Origin of the sequence: Kitasatospora sp. NPDC001547, from assembly GCF_042894165.1 — a bacterium.
Taxonomy (GTDB): domain Bacteria; phylum Actinomycetota; class Actinomycetes; order Streptomycetales; family Streptomycetaceae; genus Kitasatospora.
Genome location: NZ_JBIAVL010000001.1, coordinates 653,942 through 676,250 on the forward strand (window position 1 = coordinate 653,942; position 22,309 = coordinate 676,250).

The 22,309-nt window shown below is 72.8% G+C and carries 16 protein-coding genes; 7 read left to right on the forward strand and 9 right to left on the reverse strand.

The features are described from left to right. Positions 1–10 precede the first annotated feature (10 nt). From ACFY0X_RS02635 to ACFY0X_RS02655, 5 genes are all read right to left on the reverse strand, one after another. The gene (locus tag ACFY0X_RS02635; RefSeq protein WP_387747985.1) at positions 11–1,783 is read right to left on the reverse strand and encodes a glycoside hydrolase family 6 protein; all 1,773 of its coding nucleotides are present in this window, start codon (positions 1,781–1,783) and stop codon (positions 11–13) included. A 14-nt stretch (positions 1,784–1,797) separates the two neighbouring features. After that, the gene (locus ACFY0X_RS02640) at positions 1,798–3,321 is read right to left on the reverse strand and encodes a cellulose binding domain-containing protein (protein ID WP_387747987.1); all 1,524 of its coding nucleotides are present in this window, start codon (positions 3,319–3,321) and stop codon (positions 1,798–1,800) included. 572 nt (positions 3,322–3,893) lie between these two features. Next, the gene (locus ACFY0X_RS02645) at positions 3,894–4,694 is read right to left on the reverse strand and encodes a hypothetical protein (RefSeq protein ID WP_387747989.1); all 801 of its coding nucleotides are present in this window, start codon (positions 4,692–4,694) and stop codon (positions 3,894–3,896) included. Continuing rightward, positions 4,691–5,221 (reverse strand): SigE family RNA polymerase sigma factor, encoded by a 531-nt coding sequence (locus tag ACFY0X_RS02650; RefSeq protein WP_387747991.1) that lies wholly within the window; start codon positions 5,219–5,221, stop codon positions 4,691–4,693. The genes ACFY0X_RS02645 and ACFY0X_RS02650 overlap by 4 nt, the downstream gene beginning before the upstream one ends. 131 nt (positions 5,222–5,352) lie before the next feature. Continuing rightward, positions 5,353–6,378, reverse strand: a complete 1,026-nt coding sequence (locus tag ACFY0X_RS02655; protein ID WP_387747993.1) for an expansin EXLX1 family cellulose-binding protein — start codon at positions 6,376–6,378, stop codon at positions 5,353–5,355. A gap of 497 nt (positions 6,379–6,875) precedes the next feature. Here ACFY0X_RS02655 and ACFY0X_RS02660 point away from each other — a divergent pair, with 497 nt between their 5' ends. Together ACFY0X_RS02660 and ACFY0X_RS02665 are read left to right on the forward strand one after the other, a co-directional pair. Continuing rightward, positions 6,876–7,478, forward strand: a complete 603-nt coding sequence (locus ACFY0X_RS02660; protein WP_387747995.1) for a carbonic anhydrase — start codon at positions 6,876–6,878, stop codon at positions 7,476–7,478. A 119-nt stretch (positions 7,479–7,597) separates the two neighbouring features. Next, complete coding sequence (locus ACFY0X_RS02665) at positions 7,598–9,085, forward strand: SulP family inorganic anion transporter (RefSeq protein ID WP_387747997.1); 1,488 nt, start codon at positions 7,598–7,600, stop codon at positions 9,083–9,085. 149 nt (positions 9,086–9,234) lie between these two features. Here the strand turns inward: ACFY0X_RS02665 and mmsB are convergent, their stop codons facing one another. The 3 genes from mmsB to chvE form a co-directional block, all read right to left on the reverse strand. Continuing rightward, positions 9,235–10,470 carry a multiple monosaccharide ABC transporter permease gene (gene mmsB, locus ACFY0X_RS02670; RefSeq protein WP_387747999.1) on the reverse strand — a complete coding sequence of 412 codons (1,236 nt, stop codon included), beginning with the start codon at positions 10,468–10,470 and terminating at the stop codon, positions 9,235–9,237. 3 nt (positions 10,471–10,473) lie between these two features. Next, positions 10,474–12,021 (reverse strand): multiple monosaccharide ABC transporter ATP-binding protein, encoded by a 1,548-nt coding sequence (gene mmsA / locus ACFY0X_RS02675; protein ID WP_387748001.1) that lies wholly within the window; start codon positions 12,019–12,021, stop codon positions 10,474–10,476. A 93-nt stretch (positions 12,022–12,114) separates the two neighbouring features. Beyond that, positions 12,115–13,209: a multiple monosaccharide ABC transporter substrate-binding protein gene (gene chvE / locus ACFY0X_RS02680; protein ID WP_387748003.1), complete on the reverse strand. Its 1,095-nt coding sequence runs from the start codon at positions 13,207–13,209 to the stop codon at positions 12,115–12,117. Positions 13,210–13,708: 499 nt separating this feature from the next. Between chvE and ACFY0X_RS02685 the strand changes: the two genes are divergently transcribed. The 5 genes from ACFY0X_RS02685 to ACFY0X_RS02705 all read left to right on the forward strand — a co-directional run bounded on the left by ACFY0X_RS02685 (position 13,709) and on the right by ACFY0X_RS02705 (position 20,105). Continuing rightward, positions 13,709–14,698 carry a LacI family DNA-binding transcriptional regulator gene (locus ACFY0X_RS02685; RefSeq protein ID WP_387748079.1) on the forward strand — a complete coding sequence of 330 codons (990 nt, stop codon included), beginning with the start codon at positions 13,709–13,711 and terminating at the stop codon, positions 14,696–14,698. Between the two features lie 344 nt (positions 14,699–15,042). Then, positions 15,043–16,743, forward strand: a complete 1,701-nt coding sequence (locus ACFY0X_RS02690; protein WP_387748005.1) for a ribulokinase — start codon at positions 15,043–15,045, stop codon at positions 16,741–16,743. Further along, complete coding sequence (locus ACFY0X_RS02695; protein WP_387748007.1) at positions 16,740–17,408, forward strand: L-ribulose-5-phosphate 4-epimerase; 669 nt, start codon at positions 16,740–16,742, stop codon at positions 17,406–17,408. The genes ACFY0X_RS02690 and ACFY0X_RS02695 overlap by 4 nt, the downstream gene beginning before the upstream one ends. An 11-nt stretch (positions 17,409–17,419) precedes the next feature. Then, complete coding sequence (gene araA, locus ACFY0X_RS02700) at positions 17,420–18,928, forward strand: L-arabinose isomerase (RefSeq protein ID WP_387748009.1); 1,509 nt, start codon at positions 17,420–17,422, stop codon at positions 18,926–18,928. Positions 18,929–19,049: 121 nt separating this feature from the next. Beyond that, a complete protein-coding gene (locus ACFY0X_RS02705) occupies positions 19,050–20,105 on the forward strand; it encodes an aldose epimerase family protein (RefSeq protein WP_387748081.1) in 1,056 nt (351 codons plus the stop codon). A gap of 60 nt (positions 20,106–20,165) precedes the next feature. Here the strand turns inward: ACFY0X_RS02705 and ACFY0X_RS02710 are convergent, their stop codons facing one another. Further along, positions 20,166–22,283, reverse strand: a complete 2,118-nt coding sequence (locus ACFY0X_RS02710) for a beta-galactosidase (protein ID WP_387748011.1) — start codon at positions 22,281–22,283, stop codon at positions 20,166–20,168. Positions 22,284–22,309 lie beyond the last annotated feature (26 nt).

Below are 22,309 nucleotides of genomic sequence, written 5' to 3' on the forward strand. Positions count from 1 at the left end.
CAACGCCGCGTCACAGCGCCGGATGGGCGTTCTTCAGCAGCTCCTGGAACTGGGCGGAGAACCACTCGCCGGACAGCGGCGCGTCCGGCAGCGCACCGGACATGTGGTTGTTGTTCCTCGGGTTGCCGGTGTACGCCGGGTCGCACATCCCGTCGAAGCCCTTGCCGTCGTTGTTCGGGATCAGCTTGCTGGCCCCGTCCGACTCGCCCGGGGGCTTCATCCAGACGTAGGCGTCGATCCCCGGGGCCGGGGCGGCCTGCGGCCGTTCGCCGAGGCCCGCGCCCGCCTGGTTGCACCAGTTGCCGGTGTTCAGCCGCCGGTCGTAGCGCCCGCCGTCGACGTACGCGTCGACGGTGGTCTTCGGCCCGGGCCCGGCCGGACGGGCGGCGCCGCCCCAGCCGTTGCGCGAGGTGTCGATCAGCATGCCGAGCCTGGAGTCGAAGCCCAGCGAGACCAGCTTGCTCCGCAGCGCCTGCGCGTAGGAGAGCTCGTCGACGTAGCGGTTCCAGTCGACCCACTTGGACTGGCGGACGGAGGTGCCGTTGACGCTGTCGTCGACGGTGAAGTTGTCCTCCTTGAGCGCGCTGTAGTTCGCGGTGTTGACGATGAAGCCGTGGACGTTGGCGACGGTGGAGCCCTCGGCGGTCGCCGCCTGCTTGAACAGCTCGGCGGACGGACCGAGGTTGTCGTCCCAGCCGAGCCAGCCGTGGTGCCCGGCGTCGGCGTAGTTGTACACGTTGGGGATGGCGCCCAGCTTCTTGAGCGCGTAGCCGATGCCCGTGATGTAGTTGCCGTTGGCCTTCATCACGTCGCAGGCGGGAGTGGCGGTGGCCCGCGGCGTGGTGTTGGTGACGAGGTTCGGCAGCGAGTCGAGCTCGACCGTGGTGACGATCCGCAGGCCCGCGTACTTGGGGTCGGCGAGGATGGCCGCGATCGGGTCGATGAACTCCTTCTTGTACCGGTCGATCTCGGTCGGGCCGAGCTCGCCGTTGGAGGAGAGCGCGGCGCAGTCCCGGCCGGGCAGGTCGTAGACCACCAGCTGGACGACGAGCTCGCCGCCGCCCTTCTGGCGCAGCGCCTCGTCGAGGTGGGCGCGCAGCCCCATCCTGCCGTTGGCGCCGGCGATCGCGGCGATCCGGTCCAGCCAGATGCCGGTGGGCTGGCCGGCGACCTTGGCGCCGCCGGGCTCGGCGGCGGCGTGCGCGGACCACTCGGGGTTCACGTAGACCTTCGCGCCGGCGTACGGGTTGTCGACGCGGGTGCCGGCCGGGGTGGTCGGCGTACCGGTCGGGGAGGCGGTGGGCGTGCCGGTGGGGGTGGGCGTGGGCGTCGTGGTGGAGCCGTTGCAGGCCACGCCGTTGAGCTTGAAGGCGGTGGGCACGGGGTTGGCGCCGCTGTAGGAGCCGTTGAAGCCGAAGGAGGTGGAACCGCCGGTCGCCAGGCTGCCGTTGTACGAGAGGTTGCGGGCGGTGACGGCGGCGCCGGACTGGCCGATGGCCGCGTTCCAGCCCTGGGTGACCTGCTGGTTGCCGGCGAAGGTCCACTCCAGGGTCCAGGAGCTCAGCGGGTCACCGGTGTTGGTGACGGTGACGTTGGCGCCGAAACCGGTGTCCCACTGGTTGGACACCTGGTAGTCGATCCGGCAGCCGGCCGAGGCGGCGCCCGCCGAGGTGGACAGCACGGTGGCGGTGGCGCCGGTCGCGGTCAGCAGGCCGAGGGCGGCGAGCAGGGCGGTCCGGCTGCTGCGCAACCGGTTGAGGCCGGGGTGGGTGGTGCGGCTCATGGTGGGGGTCCCTTTCAGTGTCCGTCGAGGGCGCGAAGGTGGTCGCGCAGTCCGAGGCCGAAGGCGGTGGGGGTGCCGTCGTACGCGCTGATCAGGGCGGGACCGGAGGAGCAGTCCCAGGTGTTCCAGGTCCAGCCCAGGTAGGAGAGCCCGCGGTCGTCGGACCACTTCATGACGCGGTCGACGAACGCGTGCCCGCAGGTGTTCTCGCCGATCTCGCCCGCCACGAGCGGGACGCGGGCGGCGACCGGGGCCAGGGTGGATGTCCAACATGATTCGTTGGCACAGGAGTTGAAGTTGTAGACGTGCCAGGCGGCGGCCAGATCGCCGGTCGGGTCCGAGGGTGCGTGGGCGAGCCAGCCGCTCAGGTCGTTCGCGTAGGCGATCCCGGCGACGAGCACGACGTTGCGCGAGCCGGTGGCGCGGACGGCGTCCACCAGGTCCTGCATGCCGGCCACCTCGTAGCCGATGCCCGGGCAGCTGCCGCCGTCGCGCCAGCAGGCCCAGGCCTGCTCGGTGGTGCTGGTGGCCCGGTCCGGGTAGGGCTCGTTGAACAGGTCGAAGACCACCCGGCGGTCGTCCTTGAAGGTGTTCGCCACCGAGGTCCAGAAGGCCGGGGCGTAGCGGGCGTCCGGCATCGGCTTCTGGCAGGAGGCGTGCACGTCCGGGCAGCCCGCCGAGTTGCCGGTGTACTGGCCGTACGTCCAGTGGAGTTCGACCACGGGGGTCATCCCGTGCGCGAGGACGCGGGCCACCAGTGCCTTGACGGCGTCGGTGTACGCGGTGCCCCGGTACTCGGGCCGGATGTTGTCCAGGCCGAGCCAGCACTCCTCGTTGAGCGGGATGCGGACGGTGTTGGCCCGCCAGTCCGCGATGGACTGGACGGCCGCGTCGTCCACCGGTCCGTCGAAGATGCCGTGGCCCTGGACGCACATGAACTCGCCGCCGGAGCGGTTGACGCCGAGCAGCCGGCGGGTGGTGCCGCCCGGGTCGGTCAGCCGGTTGCCGCTGACGCCGAGCACGGGCGCGCCGACGGGCGGGGTGGGTGTGGTGGTGGGGGATCCGGTCGGGGTCGGGGTCGGGGTCGGGGTGCCGGTCGGGCTGGGGGACGGGCCCGAACCGGCGGAGCAGGCCAGGCCGTTGAGGGTGAACGCGGTCGGCGCGGGGTTGCCGCCGGACCAGGAGCCGGTGAAGCCGATGGTGACGCTCGCGCCGGTGCCGAGCGAGCCGTTCCAGCTCTCGTTGACGGCGGTGACCCTGCTACCGGACTGGGACCAGCTGGCGCTCCAGCCCTGGGTGAGGTGCTGGCCGCCGGCGAAGTCGAAGCCGAGGCTCCAACCGCTGGTCGGTGCACCGTTGTTGGTGATGGCGACGGATGCCTGGAAGCCGCCGTCCCACTGGTTGACCGTGGCGTAGGCCACGGAGCAAGCGGGCGGATCGGCGGTGACCGGGCCCGCACCCGCCGCGGCGGACACGGCACTCACCAGGGTGAGGACCGCGCCGCCCAGCAGCGCTGTGAGGGGTGGGGGGTGCCGCATGAGCGACTCCTTGCAGCGAGGACACGCCGCTACCGGCGCGCCGACTGATGGAACCGCTCCCACTGGTGGCCACCGACCGTAGCGCCAACTGCCGCCGAGGAAAAGGGGAGTTGCCGGGATTCGTGCGAAGAGGCGCCGGACGCGTCGCGCCTCTTGACCGGCTCACGGCGATCCCGCACAGTGGGAGCGCTCCCACTGGTGAAGCACGTGTCGTGGAACGTCCTGGCCGCCCGTCACCCAGTCGCGGGCGGCCGCCCCTCGCCGCGCCCTGCCAGGCGCGACCGGACCAGGTCGCGCGCGGTGGCGACGTTCGGCGGGCTGATGACGCCGAGACCGACCAGGTCCAAGGCGATGGCCGGGTCGGCGGCCGCCTCGCCGCGGACGATCCGAACCCGGACCGGGGTGCCCGTTCAACCGAGCGGGCACCCCGTCGTGTCCGCGGGCGAGGACGGTGTGAGTGCGCGTGCGGGCGGAAGCGGCCCGGGCGAGCATCCACCCGGACCGCTTCCGCGGAAGCCGACCACCCTTTCGGCAGAAGTCGACCGCCCCTTCGGCGGAAGCCGACCGTCCCGTCAGCGGCCCGGGGAGAAGCCGCCCCAGACCGATGCGGAGCCGCCCGCGGACTGGGCGTCCACGCGGTAGCCGTCGTTCGCCGAGCCGCGCACGCCGGTGGCGTGGTTGTACTGGCCGGCGAACTCGTGCTGCCCGGGCGGAACGGTACGGCCCGGTTTGAGCACCCAGCGGTAGACCAGCGCGCCACCGGTCTCCTGGACGGTGACGGTGAAGTCGTCGACCGGCAGGGTCCGCCAGTTGCCGGTGTCGCGCACGTCGCCGGTCTGCGCGACGCGCAGTTCGACGGTGAGCGAGGTGAGCGGCTGGGTGGTCCTGAGGGTGAGGTTGCTCTGGGCCCAGTAGACGGTGCTGTGCGGGTCGATCGACCCCTCCGACCAGAGCGGACCGTTCTGGGCCCGGGCGGTCGCCGACGGGGTCGGTCGGGGGCTGCTCGGGGTGCCGACGGGCGGCGCGGTGGTCGCGGGCGCCGGTGCCGGGGCGGCGGGCGGGGGAGCGGACCGGGTCGGCGTCGGCGTCGGCGTGGGCGTCGGCGAGGGGTCGGCCGGTGCGGTGGTGGCGGTGCCCGACGGCTGCGGGGTCCAGGAGCCGATGCCGGCCACGGCGAGTCCGCCGGTGGCCAGGGCGCCGGCGGCGGCGAGGCCCGCGAGCGCGACCCTCGGCCACGACCGCAGGCCCGACCGGGCGCGGTGGCGGACGGCGGGACCGGCCGTGCCGCGCTGCACGCGGGCCAGCATCCGGGCGCGGTCGGGCTGGTGGGCCTCGGCGGCCTCGCGCAGCTGCCGGGCGATGTGCTCGTTCACCGGTTCCTCCTCCCTGCCGTCAGTTCGCCGACCGATCCCGCGCCGAGCGCTCTCTCCAACTCGGCCATCCCCTTCGAGGTCTGGCTCTTCACCGTACCGACCGATATGCCCAGCGCCGCGGCGGTGTCCTTCTCCGAGAGGTCGAAGGCGTGCCGCAGCACCACGCACGCCCGCTTGCGGAACGGCAGCCGGGCGAGCGCCGCACGGACGTCCAGCACGGCCGCGACGTCCGGTCCGTCGGTCCGGTCGGGGCTGCGGGTCCAGAACAGCAGGATCCGGCGCCGTTCGCGGACCGCGCTGCGGATCCGCTCCCGGGCCATGTTGGCGACCACCCCGCGGGCGTAGGCGATCGGGTGGTCGGCCGCGCGGACCCGGTCCCAGCGCTGCCACAGGGCGACCAGGGCGTCCGCGGCGAGGTCGTCGGCCGCGTCCGCCCCGCCGGTCAGGAGGTGGGCGAGACGGGCGAGTTCGGCGTGGTGACGCTCGAAGAAGTCATGGAATTCCGCGGAGGTGTCATCGAGGAGCATGTCCCCCGGTCGCCCTCTCCTTGCATTGTGAACGTTAACAATCGGTGTGAGCCTAGCAGTGCCCGGCTCCCGGGCGGGGCGGGGCCCGGCCTGGAGGGGCACGGTCGACGACCGACGGGCGGGCGGCGCGGTCAATGCCGGGTGAACTGGACGGGGGTCGGCTGGACGACGTCCGGCTTCACCGCGATCCCGTCGACGGTCAGCTGCTCCCCGTAGACGTCGGTGACCCTGAGGGTTGCGCCGCACCCGCCGCCGTCGGGGGAGAGGAAGTAGTTGTAGTCGGTGCGCGACAACCGCCGCCAGCCGCCGCCGGTCCGGACCTCCAGCGCGGCCACCGGGTTCCGGTGGCCGATCACCTGGATCCCGCACCACCACTGGGTGGACCCCGTCTTGTACCGGACGGACATGGTGTCCGGCGCCGTGCCGGGGCTCAGCAGCGTCCAGGTGATCGGGAGCCGGCCCACCGAGAGCTCGGCGAGCCTGCCGAAGGCCTCGTGGCTCAGGTCGAGCTGCCCGGGCGCGCAGGGCAGCGGGCACTCGTTGACGATCCGCACCGTGATGCTCGCCCCGCCTGCGGCGCGGACCAGCACGTACGCCCCGCAGGCAGCGGACGTCTCGTAGTCGGTGTGGTTCATCGCCGCGACCATGAGGTCGCCGGACGGGCCGAACGAGCAGGCGCCGTTGCCGTCGGCCGCGTCGTAGGAGGTGGCGACGCCGGGGTAGCTCGTGCCCGGCTTGATCCGCCCGGCCAGGGAAGCGGTGGACGGCACCGCGCGGGCGCTGCCGGTGGCGGCCGGGGGCGAGGGGACGGCGGTGGTGGCCGACGGCCGCGCCGTGGGGGCGGGCGTGGGCGTCGGTGCGGCCGACGGGGACGAGCCGGCGGCCGAGGGCGAGGGGGCGGCGGCCGACGACGGCGGCGCCGAGGGCGCGGCAGGGGCCGGGGTGTCGCCGGATCCGGGTGGCGTGCTCGCCTCGGTGGCCGCGACGGCGGCGGCGGCCGGTCGCGCGGCGTCGGTGCCGGGACCGCCCCCGTTCCCCAGGAGGAGCGCGAGAACCAGGCACACCAGCACCCCGACGGCCCCCAGTGCCACCGGAATCCCCACGACCAGTCCCTGCCTCAGCCGCACCCGCGGGTCGGCGTGCTTCGTTGCCCTCATGCCCATCCAGTTCGGTAGATCGAGTCGGCGTCGCACCACTCAGTGGCCGCCGGAGCGGGAAAGGTTGCCGGTCCGGCGCGGGTTTTTCGGGCCGGACCGCGGGCGGGGGCGTGACGGCTCGGCCGCCCGCCCACGGTGTCGCCCGTCAGTTGCCGCCGTCGCGGTGGAGGTTGCCGCCCGTCCGGAAGCCCTTCGACCGGACCGGGGGCCGCGGGCGCGCGACCGGTGGCGGCTTTCCGGAGCGGAAGGCTCCAGGCCGTTCGAGGCAACAGGATGTTAACGAGATCGACCCATATTGCGCCCGGAATGCGTCTTTACTCTCTCCATGGCCGTGCTTTACTCATTCTTGACGCGTCATCAGGTCGCCGCGACGGCACCGACGACGACGCGGCCCAGTGGCGTGCCGCGGCCGTCGTTCCGAGGCACCGTTCCGAGGCACCGCCCCGACCATCGCCCCTCCGGCCGTAACCGCCGGGGCCACGAAGGAGGCACACCCCATGGATCCGCTCATCGACCGGGCCCGCGCCTTTCCGCAGCGCGCCGGCGACACCGGCCGGGAACTCACCGGCCTCGCCGCCGGCCAGGCACCCCAGGCCCTCTTCATCACCTGCTCGGACTCGCGCGTGGTGCCCGCCCTGATCACCAACGCCGACCCCGGCGACCTCTTCGAGCTCCGCACCGCGGGCAACATCGTCCCCGCCTACCGGGCCGACCGCGCCTCGGGCGAGACCGCCACCATCGAGTACGCCGTCGAGGTGCTCGGCGTCCGCGACATCGTGGTCTGCGGCCATTCGCACTGCGGTGCCGTCGGCGCCGTGGTCCGCGGCGAGGACCTCAGCGTCGTCCCCGCTGTCCGTGCCTGGCTGCGCCAGGCCGACCCGGCCGAACTCGGCGCGGACGGGCCGGACGTGTTCGACCCGACGGTCGCCGGGCCGGTGCAGCGCCACGTCCTGGCCCAGCTGGACCGGCTGCGCGGCTACCCGGCCGTGGCCCGGCGGCTGGAGGAGGGCGCGATCCGGCTGCACGGCTGGTTCTACGAGATCCACACCGGGCTGGTGCTCGCCCACCGGCCCGACGCCGGGCTCTTCCTGCCGCTGTGAAGCCGCAGCGAACCGGGGTGCCGCCGCCGGTGGGCGCGGACACCCCGCCCCGCGCGCCGCGGCGCCGCCACCGACCCCCGGACCGACACCGTCCGCACCGCTACTCTCCCGAGGACCCGATGACCCGTCGTCCCGCCCTTCGGCTGAGCACTCTGCGCTCTGACCTCCCCGCTTCCGTCGTCGTCTTCCTGGTCGCGCTCCCGCTGTGCGTGGGCGTCGCCGTCGCCTCCGGCGTGCCGGCCGAACTCGGCCTGGTCACCGGCATCGTGGGCGGCGTGCTGACCGGGCTGATGCCCGGCAGCAGCCTCCAGGTGTCCGGCCCCGCCGCCGGTCTGACCGTGCTGGTCTTCGCCGCCGTCCAGGAACACGGCCTCGCCGCCCTCGGCGTCATCACCGCCGTGGCCGGCCTGCTCCAACTCGCCATGGGCGCGGCCCGGCTCGGCCGGCTGTTCCGGGCGATATCCGTCTCCGTCGTCCAGGGGATGCTCGCCGGGATCGGCCTCGTCCTGATCGCCGGCCAGCTCTACGCCCTGGCCGACGCCAAGGCGCCGGCCGACGGCCTGGCCAAACTGGCCGGCCTCCCGGGCCTGGCCGCCGACGTCGCCGGGAGCCCGCACGCCCTCGCCGCCGTGGCGATCGGCGCCGGGACGGTGGCGGTGCTGCTGCTCTGGCCGCGGCTGCCCGCGAAGGTCCGGACGGTGCCCGCACCGCTCGCCGCCGTCGCCGCCGCGACGGCCGCCACCGCCCTGTTCGACCTCCCCGTGGCCCGGGTCCGGGTGGCCGGTCTCGCCGGGGTGGTCCACCTGCCCGGCGCCTCCGACCTCGCGGCGCTCGGCAGCGTCGGCGTCCTCGGTACGGCGCTCGCGTTCGCGCTGATCGCCTCCGCCGAGAGCCTGTTCAGCGCCGCGGCCGTCGACCGCCTGCACGACGGCCCGCGGACGGACTACGACCGCGAACTGCTCGCCCAGGGCGTCGGCAACACCGTCTGCGGGCTCCTCGGCGCGCTCCCGATGACCGCCGTGATCGTGCGCAGCGCCGCCAACGTGCAGGCCGGCGCCCGCACCAAGGCCTCCCGGGTGCTGCACGGAGTGTGGCTGCTGCTCTTCGCCGCGCTGTTCCCGGCCGCGCTCTCCGCCATCCCGCTCGCCGCCCTGGCCGGGGTGCTGGTGCACGCCGGCGCCAAGCTGGTCCCGCTCCGCACGCTGCGCCCGCTGTGGCGGGCCGACCGCGGGGAGGCGGTGATCCTGGCGGTCACCGCGCTGGCCATCGTGGTGACCAACCTGCTGGAGGGCGTGCTGCTCGGCCTGCTCCTCGCGGTGCTCAAGAGCGCCTGGGACACCTCGCACCTGCAGATCGCCGTCACCGATCCGGGCGACGGCGCCGTCCGGGTGACCCTGCACGGGAACGCCACCTTCCTCCGGCTGCCCCGGCTGCTGGAGACCCTGGAATCCCTGGAGGAGCTGCCCGCGGACCGCCCGGTCAGGCTCGACCTCTCCGGCCTGCGCCACCTCGACCACGCCTGCCGCAGCGCCCTGGACCTGTGGCAGGAGCGCCACAACCGCAGCGGCTCCGCCGAGTTGGTCGGGCTCCCGGCCGCGGCGGTCTGACCGGAGGCCGTCCTGCGGCGTGCGAGCGTGCCGTCCGGTGGTCCGTGCCTGCGGACAGCCGGACAGCCGGACGGGCGGGGCCGGGGCGGTGAGCGCATCTCACCACCCCGGCCCCGCCCGCGTTCCCGGACCGGCCCGAGCCCGGCCGGTCAGGAACCGGCGCGGCGCTTGTTGTAGACGTCGAAGCCGACGGCCGCGAGCAGCACCAGGCCCTTGATGACCTGCTGGTAGTCGGTGCCGACGCCGACCAGCGACATGCCGTTGTTCAGCACGCCGAGCACCAGGCCGCCGATGATGGCGCCGAGGACGGTGCCCACGCCGCCGCTGGCGGAGGCGCCGCCGATGAAGGCGGCGGCGATGGCCTCCAGTTCGAAGTTGATGCCGGCCTGCGGGGTACCGGCGTTGAGGCGCGCGGCGAAGACCAGTCCGGCGAGCGCCGCGAGGACGCCCATGTTGGTGAAGGCGAGGAAGACGACCCGCTTGCTCTTCACCCCGGACAGCTTGGCCGCGGCCTCGTTGCCGCCGATGGCGTAGGTGTGCCGTCCGATGATCGAGTTGCGCATCAGGTAGCCGAAGCCGACCAGCAGGGCGCCGAGGATCAGCAGGACGATCGGGACGCCGTGGTAGCTGGCCAGCAGCAGGGTGAACGCGACCACGGCCGCCGTGATCACGGCGAGCTTGGCCAGGAACAGCCCGAGCGGGAGCGGCTCCATCCCGTACGAGGCGGTCTGGCGCCGCCCGCGCAGCTCCTGGAGGACCGCGACGGCCAGCACCGCGAGGCCCAGCAGCAGGGTGAGGTTGTGGTAGTCGGTGTGCGGTCCGACCTCGGGGAGGAAGCCGCTGCTGATGCTCTGGAAGCCCTTGGGGAACGGCGCGACCGACTGGCCCTGGAGCAGGATCTGGGTGCCGCCGCGGAACAGCAGCATGCCCGCCAGGGTGACGATGAAGGACGGGATCCCGAGGTAGGCGATCCAGAAGCCCTGCCAGGCGCCGGCGAGGGCGCCGACCACCAGCGCGGCCAGCACCACCACGGGCCACGGCAGGTGCTGCTTGACCATCATCACCGCGGCGGCGGCCCCGACGAAGGCGGCCAGGGAGCCGACTGAGAGGTCGATGTGCCCGGCGATGATGACGATCATCATCCCGATCGCCAGGATCAGGATGTAGCCGTTCTGCTGGATCAGGTTGGTGATGTTGAGCGGCTGGAGGAGGATGCCGTCCGTCCAGATCTGGAACAGCAGGACGATCAGCGCGAGCGCGACCAGCATGCCGTACTGGCGCACGTTGCCGCGCAGCGCGCCGGCCAGGGCGGAGCCGATGGAGGGGCTCGGGCCGGTCTGCGGCGCCTTCGGGGACGAATCCGGGATGATCTCGGTCTGGGCCATGCCTCACACCTGCTCGTTGCTGGATGCGGCGCTCATGGTCATGAGCCGCATGAGGGATTCCTGGGTGGCGTCGGCACGGGCGACCTCGCCGGTGATCCGGCCTTCGGCCATGGTGTAGATCCGGTCGCACAGCCCCAGGAGTTCGGGGAGTTCGGACGAGATGACGAGTACCGCCTTGCCCTGCGCGGCCAGCTCGGCGATGACCGTGTAGATCTCCGCCTTGGCGCCGATGTCGATGCCGCGGGTGGGCTCGTCGAGGATCAGCACCTCCGGCTCGGCGAAGATCCACTTGCTGAGGACGACCTTCTGCTGGTTGCCGCCGCTGAGCGTGCCGGTCCGGGTGAACACCGTCGGGGCCTTGATGTTCATGGTCCGCCGGAAGGACTCGGCGACCTTGGCCTCCTCGTGCCGGTCGACCCGGCCGTACCGGGCGACCTTGCCGAGCGCGCTCAGCGAGATGTTCCGGCTGATGTCGTCGATGAGGTTCAGCCCGAGGTGCTTGCGGTCCTCGGTGACGTAGGCGAGGCCGTGCCCGATCGCCTCGGGCACCGTCCGGGTGCGGATCTCGCGGCCGTGCAGCCGCACCCGGCCGGACGCCCACCGCCCGTACGAGCGGCCGAAGACGCTCATCGCGAGCTCCGTGCGGCCGGCGCCCATCAGTCCGGCGATGCCGACGATCTCACCGCGCCGGACGTTCAGCGAGGCGCCGTCCACCACCATGCGCTGCTGGTCGAGCGGGTGCCGGACGCTCCAGTCCTCGACCTCGAAGGCGACCTCCCCGATCTCGGGGGTGCGCTCCGGGTAGCGGTGCTCCAGGTCGCGGCCGACCATGCCGCGGATGATCCGGTCCTCGGAGATGCCCTCGGGGCCGATCGCGAGGGTCTCGATGGTCCGCCCGTCGCGCAGGATGGTGACGGAGTCGGCGACCCGGGCGATCTCGTTCAGCTTGTGCGAGATGATGATGCAGGAGATGCCCTGCGCCTTGAGTTCGAGGATCAGGTCGAGCAGCTTGCGGCTGTCCTCGTCGTTCAGCGAGGCCGTCGGCTCGTCCAGGATGAGCAGCTTGACCTTCTTGGCCAGCGCCTTGGCGATCTCGACCAGCTGCTGCTTGCCCACCCCGAGGTCGGCGATCCGGGTGTGCGGATTCTCGTCGAGGCCGACCTGGCGGAGCAGTTCGGCGGCGTGGGTGAGGGTGCGCTGCCAGCTGATGATGCCCCGGGCGGCGTGCTCGTTGCCGAGGAAGACGTTCTCGGCGATGGACAGGTACGGCACCAGCGCCAGTTCCTGGTGGATGATGACGATGCCGCGCTGCTCGCTGGCCCGGATGTCCCTGAACCGGCAGGGCTCGCCCTCGAAGAGGATCTCGCCCTCGTAGGTGCCGTGCGGGTAGACACCGCTGAGCACCTTCATCAGGGTGGACTTGCCGGCACCGTTCTCGCCGCAGATGGCGTGCACCTCTCCGGCGGCGACGCTCAGGTTGACCTCGGAGAGTGCTTTGACGCCGGGGAACGACTTGCTGATCGACCGCATTTCGAGAACGGGTCCAGCCATGGGTGTGCGTCCGTATCGTTCGGGGCGGTGCGGGCCGGTCTCGGGGCGCCGCACCGCCGGTTCGGCAAGGGCCCGTCCGTCGGGCCCCGCGGGCTACTTGAGCTGGTCCGCGGTGTACTGGCCGCTGTCGACCAGGATCTTCTGGTAGTTGTCCTTGTCGACGCTGACCGGCTGGAGCAGCTGGGCCGGGACGGTCTTGACGCCGTTGTTGTACTGGCTGGTGTCGTTGACCTCGGGCTTGCCGCCGGTCAGCACCGCGTCACCCATCTGGACGGCGGCCTTGGCCAGTTGGCGGGTGTCCTTGTAGACGGTCTGGGTCTGCTCGCCCGCGATGATCGACTTCACCGAGGCCAGCTCGCCGTCCTGGCCCGTGACGACGGGCAGCGACTTGGCGGTGCCGTAGCCGACGCCCTTGAGGGAGGAGAGGATGCCGATCGAGATGCCGTCGTACGGCGAGAGCACGGCGTCGACGTGGGCGGAGGTGTAGGCCTTGCTCAGCAGGTTGTCCATCCGGGACTGGGCGACACCGCCGTCCCAGCGCAGCGTGGCGACCTGGTTGAACTCGGTCTGGCCGCTCTGCACGACCAGCTTCTTCTCGTCGATGTACGGCTTGAGGACGCTCATGGCGCCGTTGAAGAAGAAGGTGGCGTTGTTGTCGTCCGGCGAGCCGGCGAACAGCTCGATGTTGAACGGCCCCTTGCCGTCCTTGAGCCCGAGCTTGTCGGCGATGTAACCGCCCTGGAGGACACCGACCTTGTAGTTGTCGAAGGTCGCGTAGTAGTCGACGTTCGGGGTGCCCTTGATCAGCCGGTCGTAGGAGATCACCGGGATGTGGGCGTCGGCGGCCTTCTGCAGCACGTTGGTGAGGGAGGCGCCGTCGATGGCGGCGATCACCAGGAGCTTGGCGCCCTTGGTGATCATGTTCTCCACCTGGGAGACCTGGTTCTCCACCACGTTGTCGCCGTACTGCAGGTCGGTCTTGTAGCCCTTGGCCTGGAACTCCTTGACCATGTTGGTGCCGTCGTTGATCCAGCGCTCGGACGACTTGGTGGGCATCGCGATGCCGACCAGACCGCCCTTGGCGTCCCCCTTGGCGGGGCCGTCGCCGGCGCCGTTGGCGCTCTGGCCGCAGGCCGCCAGTGAGAGCACCAGGCCGGCGGCGACCAGGCCCGCCGAAATCTTCCGCACAGTTCCTCCAGTGGTGTTCCGCGACCGGCGCAGCGCGTCCCCTGACTGGGCGGGCTGGGAGCGGTCGAGCGGGGCCGGCCGGGAGTGGTCCCTCGGGGCTGTGGGGCATCGGGGTTACGGACACCCTGGCCTGGCGTGACATGAGTGTTAACGCTCACAACGATGGCGTCAAGAGGCGTCGGATCACCATTGGGTCGCGGTGTCCCGTCGGCCGTCCCGAGCGGGGCCCGCACCTGCCGGCCGCGCCGGCTGCCGGACCGCCCACCGGCCACTGTCGCCCCACGGGTGATCCCGGTATTCACCTTCGCGGTGCGGCTGTGAACGTTAACTTGGCAACGTCGGCAGATGTGAGCGCCCCGCACGGCTGGTATGAAGAAGCCGCCGGTCGAACCGAGGGTGACGGATTGGCCCGGACCAGGTCGCGTACTGTGGTCCGCAGCCGAGGAGGGAACTGCGAGTGGGAACCGATAGCACCGGGACGGAATCGCGCCAGCCCGTGATGGCGGACGTGGCGAAACTGGCGGGGGTGTCCCACCAGACGGTGTCCCGGGTGCTCAACGGCGCCCCGCACGTGCGGCCCGACACCCGGGACCGGGTGCTGGCGGCCATACGGGAGCTCGACTACCGGCCCAACTCCGCCGCCCGCGCGCTGGTCACCCGACGCTCGCAGACCCTCGGGGTGGTCAGCTTCGACTCGACCCTGTACGGCCCCGCGTCGATGCTGGACGGCATCGAGCAGGCCGCGCGCAGCGCCGGGTACTTCGTCAGCGTCACCAGCCTGCGCTCGCTTGACGGCCGTTCGGTCCAGGAGGCCGTCGACCGGCTGCGCGACCAGGGCGTGGAGGGCGTCGTGGTGATCGCGCCGCAGATCTCCGCGGTCAGCGCGGTGGCCCGGCTCTCCAGCTCGGTGCCGCTGGTCGCGGTGGGTTCGGGCAACCAGACCCAGGTGCCGATGGTGTCGGTGGGCAACCGCTACGGCGCCGGAGAGGCCACCAGGCATCTGCTCGACCTGGGCCACCGCACCGTGCACCACGTGGCGGGACCGGTCAACTGGCTGGAGAGTCAGGACCGGGAGGAGGGGTGGCGCTCCACGCTGGAGGCGGCCGGAGCCCCCGTGCCCGAGGTCGAGCGCGGCGACTGGAGCGCCCGCTCGGGCTACCAGGCGGGGCTGCGGATCGCCGAACTGCCCGAGATCACCGCCGTGTTCTGCGCGAACGACCACATGGCCCTCGGTCTGCTGCGGGCCCTGCACGAGGCCGGCCGGTCGGTCCCGGACGAGATCAGCGTGGTCGGCTTCGACGACATTCCGGAGGCGGCCTACTTCATCCCGCCGCTGACCACCGTGCGGCAGGACTTCGGCGAACTCGGCCGGCGGGCCCTGGAACTGCTCGTCGGGGAGCTGGAGGCGGCCACGTCCTCGCCGACCCATCTGCAGATCTCCCCGGAGCTGGTGCTGCGGCGCAGCGCCGGGCCGGCGGCCGGGCGCTGAACCGGTAGCGCCGCTCCGGTCCGGTCCGCGGCGCGCCCGCCTCCGGAAACCCCGACCCGGGCGGGTTCCGTTCGTACGGGCTCCGGCCTCGCCGACATCCCTTGACAGCCACTTTGTTAGCGCTAACAATCTGCCTGAGCGTTCACAACAACGCCCCTTCCGCTCCGTCGGCCGGGCCGCCGTCATCCCGCTTCCGGGTCGCCCGGCCGACGGCTACACGTTCCGCCCTTCAGAGGGAGAGGTAGCGGAACGAAGCCTGTCGCCGGTGCGCGCCGCCCTGCCCCGGCCGACGACCGCACCGGCGACAGGCGCCAACACAGCTCTCCCGTACGAAGGATGAGAAAGTGACCGTGATCCCTGTCGCCGCCCCCGAGCCGGACCGGTACGTCGTCGGCGTCGACTTCGGCACCCTTTCCGGCCGCGCCGTGGTGGTCCGCGTCCGGGACGGCGAGGAGCTGGGCACCGCCGTCCACGACTACCCGCACGCCGTGATCGAGCGCGAACTGCCCGGCAGCGGGCGGTCGCTGCCGCCCGACTGGGCGCTCCAGCACCCGGCCGACTGGCGCGAGGTGCTGCGCACCGCCGTCCCGGCCGCGCTCGCCGCCGCCGGTGTCGACCCGGCGCACGTCATCGGGATCGCCACCGACTTCACCGCCTGCACCGTCCTGCCGGTGCTCGCCGACGGCACCCCGCTCGCCGAGACCTCCGCGTGGGCGAGCCGCCCGCACGCCTGGCCCAAGCTCTGGAAGCACCACGCCGCCCAGGGCCAGGCGGACCGGATCAACGCCCTGGCCCACGCCCGGGGCGAGAAGTGGATCTCCCGCTACGGCGGGCGGATCTCCGCCGAGTGGCAGTACGCCAAGGCGCTGCAGGTCCTGGAGGAGGACCCGGCCGTCTACGCCGCGACCGCCCGCTGGATCGAGGCCGCCGACTGGATCGTCTGGCAGCTCACCGGCGCCGAGAGCCGCAACACCTGCACCGCCGGCTACAAGGGCATCCACCAGGACGGGAGCTACCCGGGCGAGGACTACCTCGCCGCGCTCCACCCGGACTTCGCCGACTTCGCCCGCACCCGCCTGGAGCACCCGCTCTCCCCGCTCGGCTCCCGGGTCGGCCCGCTCACCGCGCGGGCCGCCGAGTGGACCGGGCTCCCGGAGGGCATCGCGGTCGCCGCCGGAAACGTCGACGCCCACGTCGCCGCCCCGGCCGCCCGCGCCGTCGAGAACGGCCGGCTCCTCGCCATCATGGGCACGTCCACCTGCCACGTGGTCAACGGCGCGACCCTCGCCGACGTCCCCGGCATGTGCGGCGTGGTCCAGGACGGCATCGTCGCGGGCTCCTACGGCTACGAGGCCGGCCAGAGCGCCGTCGGCGACATCTTCGCCTGGTGGCTGCGCCAGGGCCTGCCCGCCGACTACCTGGCCGAAGCCGAGCAGACCGGCGAGGACCCGCACCAGCTGCTGACCCGCAAGGCCGCCGCCCAACCCGTCGGCGCGCACGGTCTGGTGGCGCTCGACTGGATGAACGGCAACCGCTCCACCCTGGTCGACCACCACCTCTCCGGGGTGATCGCCGGCCTCACCCTCGCCACCCGCCCCGAGGAGGTCTACCGGGCGCTGCTGGAGGCCACCGCCTACGGCACCCGCGTCATCGTGGAGGCCCTGGAGCAGGGCGGCGTGCCCGTCACCGAGTTCATCGTCACCGGCGGGCTGAAGAAGAACGCCCTGCTGATGCAGATCTACGCCGACGTGCTGCGCCGCCCGGTCTCGGTCGCCGAGTCCGAGCAGGGCCCCGCGCTCGGCTCGGCGATCCACGCCGCCGTCGCCGCCGGGGCGTACCCGGACGTCCGGACCGCGTCCGAGGCCATGGGCCGGGTGCACCGGGGCGCCTACCAGCCCGACCCGGCCGCCGCCGACACGTACGACCTGCTCTTCGCCGAGTACCGCGCCCTGCACGACCACTTCGGACTCGGCGCCGACAAGCTCCTGCACCGCCTGCGCGACATCCGCAACGCCGCCCTCACCACCCCGAGCGAGGATTCGTGAACGCGTCCCTTGACCTCATCCGCCGCCAGGTCAGCGACCTCCACCAGGAACTGGTCCGCTACGGCCTGGTCGTCTGGACCGCCGGCAACGTCTCCGCCCGCGTCCCCGGCGAGGACCTGTTGGTGATCAAGCCCAGCGGCGTCTCCTACGACGAGCTGACGCCGCAGAACATGATCGTCTGCGACCTCGACGGCAACGTCGTGGAGGGCGAGCACGCCCCCTCCTCCGACACCGCCGCGCACGCCTATGTCTACCGCCACATGCCCGAGGTCGGGGGAGTGGTGCACACCCACTCCACCTACGCCTGCGCCTGGGCCGCCCGCGGCGAGGCCGTCCCCTGCGTCCTCACCGCGATGGCCGACGAGTTCGGCGCCGAGATCCCGGTCGGCCCGTTCGCCCTGATCGGCGACGACTCGATCGGCCGCGGCATCGTGGACACCCTCAAGGGCCACCGCTCGCCCGCCGTCCTGATGAAGAGCCACGGCGTGTTCACCATCGGCAAGGACGCCAAGGCCGCCGTCAAGGCCGCCGTGATGTGCGAGGACGTGGCCCGCACCGTGCACATCTCCCGTCAGCTGGGCGAGCCCCTGCCGATCGCCCAGGCCGACATCGACAGCCTCAACTTCCGCTACCAGAACGTCTACGGCCAGCCCCAGGCCCGGTGAGGAGCCACCCCATGAAGAAGCCACTGGAGGGCCGGCAGGTCTGGTTCCTGACCGGCAGCCAAGGGCTGTACGGCGAGGACACGCTGCGCCAGGTCGCCGAGCAGTCCCAGCGGATCGCCGCCGCCCTGAACCAGGACTCCGCCGTGCCGGTCGAGGTGGTCTGGAAGCCCGTCCTCACCGACGCGAGCGCGATCCGCCGGGTCTGCCTGGACGCGAACTCCGCCGACGACTGCATCGGCCTGATCGCCTGGATGCACACCTTCTCCCCGGCGAAGATGTGGATCGCCGGCCTCGACGCCCTGCGCAAGCCCCTGCTCCACCTGCACACCCAGGCCGACGTCGACCTGCCCTGGCAGACCATCGACATGGACTTCATGAACCTGAACCAGGCCGCCCACGGCGACCGCGAGTTCGGCTACATCCAGTCCCGCCTCGGGGTGCCCCGCAAGACCGTCGCCGGACACGTCACCGACCCGGCCGTCGCCGCCAGGATCACCGGCTGGGTCCGCGCCGCCGCCGGCCGCGCCGAACTGGGCGGCCTCAAGCTCGCCCGCTTCGGCGACAACATGCGCGACGTCGCCGTCACCGAGGGCGACAAGGTCGAGGCCCAGCTGCGCTTCGGCGTCTCCGTCAACACCTACGGCGTCAACGACCTCGTCGCCGCCGTCGACGCGACGGACGACGGCGACGTCACCGCGCTGACCAAGGAGTACGAGGACAGCTACCGCCTCGCGCCCGAGCTGCGGGCCGACGGGGACCGGCACGAGTCGCTGCGCTACGCCGCGCGGATCGAGCTCGGCCTGCGCGGCTTCCTCGAGCAGGGCGGCTTCAAGGCCTTCACCACCAACTTCGAGGACCTCGGCGGGCTGCGCCAGCTGCCCGGCCTCGCGGTGCAGCGGCTGATGGCCGACGGCTACGGCTTCGGCGGCGAGGGCGACTGGAAGACCGCCACCCTGCTGCGCACCCTCAAGGCGGCCGCCACCGGCCTGGCCGGCGGCACCTCCTTCATGGAGGACTACACCTACCACCTGGAGTCCGGCCGCGAGCTGATCCTCGGCGCGCACATGCTGGAGGTCTGCCCGAGCATCGCGTCCGCCACCCCCTCCTGCGAGATCCACCCGCTCTCCATCGGCGGGCGGGAGGACCCGGTCCGGCTGGTCTTCGACGCCGAGCCCGGCCCGGCCGTCGTGGTCGGCCTCGCGGACCTCGGCGACCGCTTCCGGCTGGTCGCCAACGAGGTGGACGTGGTCGCGCCGCCGGCGCCGCTGCCGAACCTGCCCGTCGCCCGCGCCGTCTGGAAGCCGCGTCCGAACCTGCGCACCTCCACCGAGGCCTGGCTGACGGCCGGCGCGCCGCACCACACCGTGCTGTCCGCGGCGCTCGGCACCGAGGAACTCGAGGACCTCGCCGAGATGCTGTCGGTGGAGCTGGTGGTGATCGACGCCGACACCGAGATCCGCCGGTTCACCAAGGAACTGCGCTGGAACCAGGCCTACCACCGGCTGGCCCAGGGGTTCTGACCCCGCACGCGCCCACCGGCGACGCCCGTCCACCCGGGCGGGCGTCGCCGTCTCCCACCCAGCCCCGCAAGGAACGGAGCAGACCGTGGCCAGAGACCTCCTCGTCTCCACCGGTGACCTGATGGTGTCCCAGGAGGTCACCGCGGCCATGCCGGACGGCCGGCGCATCACCCGGTGGACGTTCGGTTCCCGGGGCGGCGGGGTGACGGCGGAGGTGCTCAACCTGGGCGCCCGCCTCCAGGCCCTGCACGCGCCGGACCGGGCCGGGCGGCGGGCCGACGTGGTCCTGGGCGGCGGCAGCGTCGAGGACCTGCTGGGCGGGGCGGCCTACCTCGGCGCGACCGTCGGCCGCTACGCCAACCGGATCGCCGGCGGCGTGCTGCCCCTCGACGGCACGACGCACCTCCTGGCGACCCAGTCCACCGGCCACACCCTGCACGGCGGTCCGGACGGCTTCGCCACCCGCCTCTGGGACGGCGTGCCGGTCCGGGCCGACCGGCAGGTCGGCGTCCGGTTCCGGCTGCGCAGCCCCGCCGGGGACCAGGGGTTCCCGGGAACCGTCACCGCCGAGGTGACGTACCTGCTCGATGCCGACGGCGCGCTCTCGATCACCTACCAGGCGGCCACGGACGCCCCGACGGTCGTCAACCTCACCAACCACGCCTACTTCAACCTGGCCGGCGAGGGCCGCGGAACGGTGCTCGACCACCTGCTGCGCGTCGACGCCGCCGAGTACCTCCCGGTGGACGGGGAGCTGATCCCGCTCGGCCCGGTCGAGCCGGTCGTCGGCACGCCGTTCGACCTCCGCCGCGCCCGCGGGCTCGACGCGTGCGTCGCCGCGGAGCACCCCCAGATCCGTGCGGCCGGCGGCGGGTTCGACCACACCTGGGTGCTCGACGGCGGCGGGCTGCGCCGGGCCGCCCTGCTGAGCCACCCGGCGAGCGGCCGCCAGGTCGAGTGCCTGACCACGGAACCGGGGCTCCAGGTGTACACCGGGAACCACTTCGACGGCTCGCTGACCGGCCGCTCCGGCCACCGGTACACCGCGTACGCGGGCATCGCGCTGGAGACCCAGCACTTCCCCGACTCGCCCAACCGGCCCGACTACCCCTCCACCGTCCTGCGCCCGGGGGAGAGGTACCGGTCGACGACGGTGTACCGCTTCTCGGCCGAGTAGCGGAAGCCGCCGGGCGGTGAACGGGGCGGTGGGCCCGGCGGGGCCCACCGCCCTGCCGCGTCAGGAGGCGACGAGGACCCGCACGTCCCAGGCACCGAGGGGGACCGACCCGCCGGCGGGCACCGAGGCGTCGCCCAGTACGTCGGACAGGCCCACCGGAGCCGCGACCTCGACGGGCCGCCAGCTCCAGTTGTGCACCACGTGGACCCGGCGTCCGTCCGGGGAGGTCCCGGTGGTCGCCGTGACGGACTCGGGCAGGTCGCGCCAGCCGCCGACCGGAGCGGGGACGAGCCAGCCGGCCAGTGCCCGGGCCAGGCCGCGTCCCGGTACGGTGCCGACGCAGGTCACCCGGCCGGCGCCGTGGGCGCGGGTGGTGACGGCGGCCCAGCGGCCGAAGTGCGGGTGGTCGTACCCGGCGAGCACCGTGGCGTCGGTGGCGGTGAGGCCCTCCACCCAGCGGGTCGCCGTGGCCCCGGCCGGAAGCTCCAGCGGGCTGCCGGGGACGGCCCGCAGCGGGAGGTCCGAGGACAGGTTGCCGAACTCGTCGTACCACGCGCCCGCGGCGGCCGTCATGCGCGGCGGGGCGGTCTCGTGCCGGGCCCGGGCCTCCTGGTCGGCGTAGCCGGTGCGCGGGCCGAGCACGAGGTGGCCGCCGGCCTCGGCGTAGGCGGCGAGCCAGTCGAGCAGGGAGTCCTCGGCGAGGTAGAGCGCGGGGGCGACCAGCACGGGGTGGCGCCGGGCGGCCGCGTCGGGCGCCGGGCCGTCGTGCTCGCCCCGCGCGTCGTGCAGCCGGCGGGCGTGCAGGATCCGCACCTGGCGGCCGGCCTCGAAGGCGCCGCGGTAGAACGAGTCGAAGATCCGGTGGTAGGACGTCGGGTCCGGGTCGCCGTTCGGCTTCGCCAGCGGCGCGTACTTCTGCATCAGCCACTTGCTGGGCACCGAGTACACCATCGCGAGGTCGGCGTCCGGCTCGATCCCGGCGACCAGCGGCCCGGCGGTCGCGAACTCGGCTCCGAGGCGGGCGAGTTCGGCGTACACCCGGCCGGGCCTGCCGCTGTGCGGCAGGATCCCGCCCCAGTACGTCTCGGTGCCGAAGTGCAGGGTGTGCCAGTGCCAGTACTCGATCATCCGGGCGCCGCGCGAGACGAGCGCCCAGGCGGCCTGCCGCCACTGGCCGTCGAAGGCCGGACGGTTCTCCGAAGTGCCGCTGATGGCCTGGGCGTTGGTCTCGGTGACCAGGAACGGCTCCTGGCGCGAGGAGAAGATCCGGTCGGCGCTCTGGTACAGCGCCCACACGCCGGTGGTCCTCCACCGCTGCTCGTGGTCGTCGGGCGTGGGGTCGGGCAGGGTGAGGGCGTCCTGCATCCCGTAGTACGGGTTGCCCGCGGTGACGTCCAGGGCGTCGGTGATCTCGTCGTCCTCCATCGCGGGGTGGTTGTACGCGAGGCAGGTGGTGACGAACTGGTCGGGGCGGGCGTACTCGCGGGTGATCGCGGCCTGCCAGGCGACGAACTCGGTGGTCTGGCGGGCCTGGAACGCCCGCCAGGCGACGTCGTACTGCGGCTGCTGGTTCCCGTCGGGCCGCCAGAGGTCGGCCCAGGTGGAGAGCCGGTGCGACCAGTAGACCAGCCCCCACTCCCGGTTGAGGGTCTCCACGTCGCCGTAGGTGTGGCGCAGGTGGTCGACGAAGCGCTGGAAGACGCCCTCGTTGAGGGGCAGGCGCAGGCCCGGCTCGTTGTCGACCTGGAAGCCGATGACGGCCGGGTGCGAGGCGTACCGGGCGAGGATCCTGCGGGTGACGCGTTCGGCGTGGAAGCGGTAGGCGGGGTGGGAGAAGTCGGCCTCCTGGCGGGCGCCCCAGTCCATGGGCCGGCCCGTCTCCCGGTCGCCGGCGATCTCGGGGTACTGCCGGGCCAGCCACGGCGGCACGGCGTAGGTGGGGGTGCCGAGGACGACGCAGATGCCGCGTTCGTGGGCGCCGTCGAGGACGGGGGTGAGCCAGTCGAGGTCGAACCGTCCGTTCTCCGGTTCCCAGGTGGACCAGACGGACTCGCCGACCCGGATGACGGTGAACTTCGCCCCGGCCATCAGGTCGAGGTCCTCCTTGAGCCGTTCGTACGGCTGGTACTCGTGGTAGTAGGCGGCGCCGAACAGGACGCGCGGGGGCAGTGGGAACACGGGTGCACCTCGGGACGTGTGGGAGC